The 3,769-nt window shown below is 42.7% G+C and carries 4 protein-coding genes; 3 read left to right on the forward strand and 1 reads right to left on the reverse strand.

Annotation, left to right across the window (positions count from 1 at the left end):
* From AB685_RS28165 to AB685_RS28175, 3 genes are all read left to right on the forward strand, one after another.
* The coding region (locus AB685_RS28165) for an iron-containing alcohol dehydrogenase (protein ID WP_047973914.1) at nucleotides 1-183 on the forward strand (183 nt) is incomplete at its 5' end.
* A 19-nt stretch (nucleotides 184-202) separates the two neighbouring features.
* A complete protein-coding gene (locus AB685_RS28170) occupies nucleotides 203-1,585 on the forward strand; it encodes a hypothetical protein (RefSeq protein ID WP_047973915.1) in 1,383 nt (460 codons plus the stop codon).
* A 20-nt stretch (nucleotides 1,586-1,605) separates the two neighbouring features.
* Nucleotides 1,606-3,024 carry an NAD-dependent succinate-semialdehyde dehydrogenase gene (locus tag AB685_RS28175; RefSeq protein ID WP_047973916.1) on the forward strand — a complete coding sequence of 473 codons (1,419 nt, stop codon included), beginning with the start codon at nucleotides 1,606-1,608 and terminating at the stop codon, nucleotides 3,022-3,024.
* 506 nt (nucleotides 3,025-3,530) lie between these two features.
* Here the strand turns inward: AB685_RS28175 and AB685_RS31540 are convergent.
* Nucleotides 3,531-3,769, reverse strand: a 239-nt coding sequence (locus AB685_RS31540) for a DUF6612 family protein (RefSeq protein ID WP_047973918.1), incomplete at its 5' end; no start/stop codon positions are given.

Below are 3,769 nucleotides of genomic sequence, written 5' to 3' on the forward strand. Positions count from 1 at the left end.
TATGCGATGAAAACTTTATGTGAAGCTGTGAATATCCCAACTGGACTACGTTCATTTGAGGTGCCAGAAGAAGACATTCCATCGATGGCGGAAGATGCAAGTAAGATTGATCGCCTCTTAAAAAATAATCCTCGATTGTTCTCGGTTAAGGACATTGAGTTGATCTATCAATCTGCGTATTAAAAGATAAGGGGGGATAGAGATGTTATGGAAGCAAAGAAAAGATGGTGAAGAAACACCTTATACGCCGCTTGGTCCGTTTAAATTAAGATTGCCTTTTCTTCATTACAGATTTGAGTTACCTGATTACTTCCAAGGCTTACTCATGTGTGCGGTCGATTTAGCTGCGATTCCATTAATGGTTCAATACTTAGGGATGCCGTTTGAAGTGGCATTAGCAGTCGTTATTTTAAATGGATTATTGTATTTAACGCATCATTTACTTGGAGATCCTGTCGTACCAGGCTGGATTACACCAGCGATTCCATTGATGATTTTATTTGTAACGCAATTTCCAGAAGGTGATGAGAGGATCTATGCACTGATCGCCTTTCAATTGACCTTAGGGATATTCTCGATATTCCTTGGCGTGACAGGACTAGCTAGTAAAGTCGTAAAATTAGTTCCGAATGCTTTAAAAGCAGGTGTCATTTTAGGGGCTGGTTTTGCAGCAGTCATTTCTATTTTTGAAGTAGGAGGACGCTTCGAGTTATTTCCGATCACGATCAGTATTACATGTGTGGTAGCTTTTTATCTTATTTTCTCCAAACATTTCGCCAAGCTGAAAGCAAGGGGTGGCGTATGGCGTGTTCTTGCTAACTTAGGGATTTTCCCGATTATCTTATTAGCGATCTTTATTGCGCCGTTAGCGGGTGAAGCATCTTGGCCGCAAATTCAGTGGGGATTCAGTAACCCTGATTTTTCCACTTTGTTCACGGAGTTTACTGTATTTGGGTTAGGTTTTCCGCCGTTGATGATGTTTATCTCTTCAATTCCGACTGTACTCGCTACGTATATCGTGTTATTTGGTGATGTATTGCAAAGTAAAGCACTTGTTAGTGAAGCAGATGAAATTCGAAAAGATGAAAAAATCGATTATGACCCGAACCGTGCTCATTTAATTTTTGGTGGTCGTAATGCAACGATGGGGATCTTTGGACCGGATATTGTGATGTGCGGACCGTTATGGGCAGCGATGCAAGTCGTGGTCATCGAACGGTACAAAGACGGAAAGAAAGCGATGCATTCTATTTTTGGTGGATCTGGTTCATTCCGTTGGGGAACGAATACAGGACTTTTATTGTTACCGGTCGTTAGTTTAGTCGAACCAATCCTTGGGGTTGCTCTTGCTTTAACCCTTCTTATTCAAGGGTATGTAAGTGTTCGTATAGGGATTATGCAAGCAAGAAGTCAACGAGATTTAGGAGTGGCGGGTATTATCGGTGCTGTTCTTGCCACGAAAGGTGCAACATGGGCCTTCGCAGTAGGGATCATTCTTTGTCTAGTTGTCTACGGTAAAGATTTCTTTAAAGGTGATGACGAAAAAGAAGAATTTGACTATGAGCGTACGAAAAAAGCTCAATGATAAATAGAGGAGTGGGTATGATGAAACACTATCAGCATTTTATCAACGGTGAGTGGGTAGGTCATGAATCAGAAGCGATTGAAGTGACGAATCCAGCTACAGCAGAAGTGATCGCAACGGTTTCAAATGGAGGAGATTCGGAGGCGAGGAAAGCAGCAGATGCAGCTTTTGAGGCGTTTAAAGAGTGGTCGCACTATTCAGCTTATGAACGTGCCGAGCTAATTAGAAAATGGCATGATTTGATCGATCAAAAGAAAGAAGAGATTGCTGAAGTGATGACTCGTGAACAAGGGAAACCCTTTAAAGAAGCCTTAGGAGAAATGAATTATGCAAATGGATTCTTTTCTTGGTATGCAGAAGAGGCCAAGCGCATTTACGGTGAAACGATTCCAGCAACCCAGCGTAACAAGCGATTGTTTGTTCATAAGCAACCGGTCGGAGTTGTCGCAGCGATCACGCCATGGAACTTTCCTGCTGCAATGATTACAAGAAAAGTGGGACCAGCATTAGCGGCTGGATGTACTGTTGTTTTAAAGCCTGCTAATTTAACCCCGCTTACGGCGATTAAGATGGTCGAACTGGCTACAGAAGCTGGAATTCCTAAAGGAGTCATCAATCTGGTGACGGGTAATTCAAGGGCAATCGGTAAGGTGTGGTTAGAGGATGATCGGATTCGCAAGCTAACGTTTACCGGGTCAACAGAGGTTGGTAAAACGTTACTAAAAGGAGCAGCAGACACGGTTAAGAAGGTGTCGATGGAGCTTGGAGGACATGCCCCGGTTATCGTCCTTGAAGATGCCGATCTAGATAAGGCGGTAGAAGGAGTGATTGGGTCGAAGTTTCGAAATGCAGGTCAAACATGCGTCTGCTCGAATCGAATCTATGTTCATGAATCAATTCAGGTGCCATTTATCCAGAAGCTAGTGGCTAAAGTAAGAGAGCTACGCATTGGAAATGGACTAGAAGAAGGGGTCGATATCGGGCCTCTTATTGATAAAGCAGCGGTTGAAAAGGTCCAAAAGCATATTGAAGATGCAGTTAAACAAGGAGCTAAAATCGAGGTAGGAGGTAATCTCGTAGGGCAGCTCTTTATGGAGCCAACAGTTTTATCTCAAGTGAAGGATGAAATGATCTGCATGACGGATGAAACATTTGGTCCGCTTGCACCTGTCACTACATTTAAAACAGAAGAAGAAGTCATTAAGCGTGCCAATGATTCAATATATGGACTGGCTGCTTATGTGTTTACCGAAAACATCACACGTGGCATCCATATGACTGAAGCGCTTGAGTATGGAATCATCGGGTTGAATGACGGTCTGCCATCAACTCCGCAAGCGCCATTTGGTGGTTTTAAACAAAGTGGCATCGGACGAGAGGGAGGTCATTACGGCCTAGAAGATTATTTGGAAATTAAGTATGTTTCTCTAGGGCTTTAATGGGGAGCAAGTAAGGCGACGACCCGAATAATGGACGCTTCCATTATTCGGTTTTTTTAGTTCTGATAAGACTATAGGGGCTTGTGCTCTGGTGTAAGGTGAATACATAATAGAAGAAGCAACTTCATAAAGCAAGGTGGCGGCCAAACTCCCTACATGAGAGAGGGGGTGAGGCTTATAACGACATATGAGGCACTTAGTCTAACGGCGCAATTTAGCGTTGTATTGATTGCAGTGCTGACGTTAGTTATCACAATTGTCGTCCAAATAAACAAAAAGAAATAGCCACCCTGCTCGCCAAAGTTAGGTAGGCTATTTCTTCTTAGCGTATTTACTTTAGTTGGTCGCCGTCGATGCGACATGTCGTTGCGGTTTGCCGAGTGTTCGTTGCACTCGGTCTTTTTTACGTTTTGATCTTTGTATCTTCATTATACAAGAAGAAGGGTAATGAGAGCAAGATTGATAAAGAAAAACAGCGCAAATGGAAATGCGCTGTCTGGTCTTATTTACTCATTCGTTTCTTCTTCCTCTAATTCAAACTCTGTTTCATCAAAGTCTTCGAAGTCTTCAAAGTCAAAGCTGAACTCCTCAGCAGAGTCGATGATTTCTTGTGGAACTTCAATACTATCAATTTCGTTAAAGTTAGAGAACGTTCCTGTTGATTGTTGAACCATTGAGATCGTTTCACCTTCTGCTTCCATCGAAAACTCCATCGCCATGTCGATCGCTTCTTGGTAGAACGTCT

It is taken from the genome of Bacillus sp. LL01, from assembly GCF_001037965.1.